The organism is Streptomyces beijiangensis (assembly GCF_017315755.1).
GTDB classification, from domain to species: domain Bacteria; phylum Actinomycetota; class Actinomycetes; order Streptomycetales; family Streptomycetaceae; genus Streptomyces; species Streptomyces beijiangensis.
In genome coordinates this window covers 1-610 of the sequence record NZ_JAFLRJ010000765.1, presented here as the reverse complement: position 1 = coordinate 610, position 610 = coordinate 1, and the positions used below count along the sequence as shown (strand labels likewise).

Annotated in this window: 1 protein-coding gene; it reads right to left on the bottom strand. The window is 70.5% G+C overall.

Annotation, left to right across the window (positions count from 1 at the left end; translation table 11 throughout):
* Positions 1-610, bottom strand: a 610-nt coding sequence (locus J0695_RS38935) for a G5 domain-containing protein (protein ID WP_206969586.1), incomplete at both ends; no start/stop codon positions are given.

Sequence of the window (610 nt, the reverse complement as noted above, 5' to 3'; positions counted from 1 at the left end):
TGGTAAAGACCGCCGTAGCTGCCCGTCGAGTCGACCGCGCCGGGGCGGCCGCCCGACTCGCAGTGCGCGAGGCCGTCCCAGTTGAGGCCGTCGGTGCCGGAGACGGAGGTCGGCAGAGGCTTGGTGCCGACCTTCACCACCTGCTTCTCGGGCTCGCGCACCACCTCCTCGGCGATCTTCTTCGGCTTCTGCTTGACGCCGTTGACGGTGCGCAGGGCGTACGTGACCTTGCGCATGCCCTCCTTGCCCTGCTCGGCCACCACCTCGGTGCCCGCGAACAGCTTCCCGCGCGACGGCCAGACGATCACCGTCATGCGGATCACCGGGACCAGGGAGGTCCGCGAGGAGCCCATCCCCTTCGCCACCGAGAAGTCCTCGGACTCCACGGTGTTCGCGGGCACCGAGGTGGTGTCCTGGTCGTGGAGGGTGATCCCGGCCTCGTCGACGGCCTCGCGGACGGTCGCCGCGTTCGTGCGGATGGTGCGCTCGCGGCCGTCGGCCATGAACGTGACACTGCGCTCGGTCCGTACGTCCAGGGACAGACCGTGCCGGGCGATCGCGGAGGAGCGCGAGGCGGAGAGATACGCGCCGTCCGCGCGCACCCCGAACT